At 71.8% G+C, this 2,546-nt stretch carries 4 protein-coding genes; 2 read left to right on the top strand and 2 right to left on the bottom strand.

Features of this window, described 5'->3' with window-relative positions:
- Positions 1–134: 134 nt before the first annotated feature.
- A complete protein-coding gene (sodN, locus tag ACFV5N_RS26960) occupies positions 135–530 on the bottom strand; it encodes a superoxide dismutase, Ni (protein ID WP_385604899.1) in 396 nt (131 codons plus the stop codon).
- A gap of 171 nt (positions 531–701) precedes the next feature.
- On the opposite strand from sodN, the gene sodX reads away from it, so the two are divergent.
- Positions 702–1,121, top strand: a complete 420-nt coding sequence (gene sodX / locus ACFV5N_RS26955) for a nickel-type superoxide dismutase maturation protease (protein WP_385604896.1) — start codon at positions 702–704, stop codon at positions 1,119–1,121.
- On the opposite strand, the gene ACFV5N_RS26950 is transcribed toward sodX, so the two are convergent.
- Positions 1,034–1,657 carry a CGNR zinc finger domain-containing protein gene (locus ACFV5N_RS26950; RefSeq protein ID WP_385604893.1) on the bottom strand — a complete coding sequence of 208 codons (624 nt, stop codon included), beginning with the start codon at positions 1,655–1,657 and terminating at the stop codon, positions 1,034–1,036. The two genes, sodX and ACFV5N_RS26950, sit on opposite strands and share 88 nt — an antisense overlap.
- Before the next feature lie 88 nt (positions 1,658–1,745).
- Between ACFV5N_RS26950 and ACFV5N_RS26945 the strand changes: the two genes are divergently transcribed.
- Complete coding sequence (locus ACFV5N_RS26945; RefSeq protein ID WP_385604890.1) at positions 1,746–2,510, top strand: class I SAM-dependent methyltransferase; 765 nt, start codon at positions 1,746–1,748, stop codon at positions 2,508–2,510.
- Positions 2,511–2,546: the final 36 nt, after the last annotated feature.

The following is a 2,546-nucleotide window of genomic DNA, read 5'->3' as shown; positions in this document are numbered from 1 at the left end:
CCCCGGGGCGCGCGGCCCTCCCCGCCCCGGGCCCGCGCGCGAGGTACCGGCGCCCGCCGGGCCGGGAGGGCCCCCCCACCGGCGGCCCCCCCCCCCCGAGGGGCCGGGCGCCGCCGACGGACCAGGTCCGGCGTTCACGCCTTCTTGGTCTCCCAGAAGATCTCGTCGATCTTCGCGATGTAGTCCAGGGCCTTCTGACCGGTGGCCGGGTCGGTGGAGCCCTTGGCCGCGCTGAGCGCCTTCAGGGTGTCGTTGACCAGCTGGTGCAGCTCCGGGTACTTCTCGAAGTGCGGCGGCTTGAAGTAGTCGCTCCACAGCACCGACACGTGGTGCTTGGCCAGCTCGGCCCGCTCTTCCTTGATGACGGTGGCGCGGGCCCGGTAGTGCGGGTCCTCGTTGGCCTGGTACTTCTCCTGGATGGCCTTGACGGATTCTGCCTCGATGCGCGCCTGGGCGGGGTCGTACACGCCGCACGGCAGGTCGCAGTGGGCACTGACCTTCACCGTGGGGGCGAAAAGGCGGGAGAGCATGGGGCCGTCCTTCCTCGTGATCGTCTTCTCGCGTGCGACATTACTCCGTGAGGGGCGGCTTTTCTCGGTTGACCCCGGTCACCAGGCCCGGCTTACATCCAAAGTCCGATGCGAGCGGGCCAACCGGCCCAGTGCGAGGGCCGGTCGAGCACAGGAAGAGGCAGCGGGCGGATGACGGAGCGGGCAGGGCGGCGTGCGGACGGGACGGGGCGGATCGGCCTCGCCGAGGTGTACAACCCCTCGATGCTGCCCACGCTGCGCCCGGGTGACCAGCTGCTCCTGCGGTACGGGGCCCGGGTGCGGCCGGGCGATGTCGTGGTGCTGCGCCATCCGTTCCAGCACGATCTGCTGATCGTCAAGCGGGCGGTGGAGCGGCGGGGCGGCGGCTGGTGGGTGGTGGGGGACAACCCCGAGGTCACCAACGACAGCCGGGAGTTCGGGGCGGTGCCGGACGATCTGGTGGTGGCGCGGGCGCTGGTGCGGCTGCGGTCGCCGCGCGGGCTTCAGCGTTCGCCGCTCGCGGTGCTGGGCTGGCTGCCGTCGGCGGTGCGGCCGCTCAGCTCGCGTTCGCGGCGCTTGCGGGCCCGGTAGGCGGCGACGTTGGCGCGCGTCGCACAGCGGTCCGAACAGTAGCGTTTGGAGCGGTTTGTTGACGTGTCGACATAGGCGTTGCGGCAGGGTTCCGCCTCGCAGATGCCGAGCCGGTCCACCCCCAGGTCGGTGAGCTGGAAGGTCAGCCCCATGCAGGCGATGGCGGCGTAACCGGCGGTGGCGTTGGAGGGGTGCTCGGCCAGGTGCAGATGCCACAGCGGGCGGCCGGTGTCGTCGTCCCGGTACTCGTGCCCGGAGATCTGCGGGCTGGCGGGGTACTCCAGCAGCAGGGCGTTCAGCAGATCGACGGCCCGGGCCTCGTCCCCCTCGGCGGCGGCGGTGAAGACGGCGCGCAGCCGGGTACGTACTCCCTTGAGGCGGGTGATGTCGGCCTCGCCGGCCCGGCGGGCCAGCTGCTGCATGGGGCCGAAGAGGGCGCGGACGGATTCGACGGAGGTGAGGGTGTCTTTCTCCCGGAGCGGTTCCTCGCTGTTGACCAGGCGCACCGCGAAGTCCGAGTAATAGGCCAGTTCCACTTGTGTTCCTTACTCCCGCCTGCTTAGGGTGACACTGTACTTGTAAGGGTCACTGACAGTGTGGCCCATTACCAGGGGAGTGTCGCGCATGGTGTCCTGGGAACAGTGGCAGGAGAGTTGGGACCGGCAGCAGGAGTGGTACCTCCCGGATCGCGAGGAACGGTTCCGGGTCATGCTCGACGGGGTCGAGGCCCTGGTCGGCACCGAACCGCGGGTCCTGGACCTCGCCTGCGGCACCGGCAGCATCAGCGCCCGGCTGCTGCGCCGCTTCCCCGGCGCCACCAGCACCGGCGTCGACCTCGACCCCGCGCTGCTGACCATCGCGCGCGGCACCTTCGAGGGCGACGACCGGATCACGTTCGTCACCGCCGACCTGCGGGACCCGTCCTGGACCGACGCGCTGCCGTACGAGACGTACGACGCCGTCCTCACCTCCACCGCCCTGCACTGGCTCGCCCCGGACGCGCTGCGCACCCTGTACGGCCAGCTCGCCGATCTGCTGCGGGCCGGCGGCCTGTTCGTCAACGCCGACCACATGCCCAACCCCGACGCGCCGCGCATCAACGCCGCCGTCCACGCCTTCACCGAGGCCCGGCAGGAGAAACTGCGCGCCGAGGGCGGCCGGGACTGGCCGCAGTGGTGGACCGAACTGGCCGCCGACCCGCAGCTGGCGGACGTGGTCGCCGAACGCTTCGCGATCTTCGGCAACCCCGCCGAGGCCTCCGGCGACCACGACGACGCGGGCGCCCACCCCATCGGCTGGCACATCGACACCCTGCGCGCGGTGGGCTTCGCCGAGGCCACCTGCGCCTGGGCCTCCCTCACGGACGCGGCGGTCCTGGCCCTGCGCTAGGAACCGACCGCGGCCCGCCCCCACCCCGGGGGCGGG

It is taken from the genome of Streptomyces sp. NPDC059853 (genome assembly GCF_042731495.1).
Taxonomy (GTDB): domain Bacteria; phylum Actinomycetota; class Actinomycetes; order Streptomycetales; family Streptomycetaceae; genus Streptomyces.
This window is presented reverse-complemented; position numbering and strand designations above follow the sequence as displayed.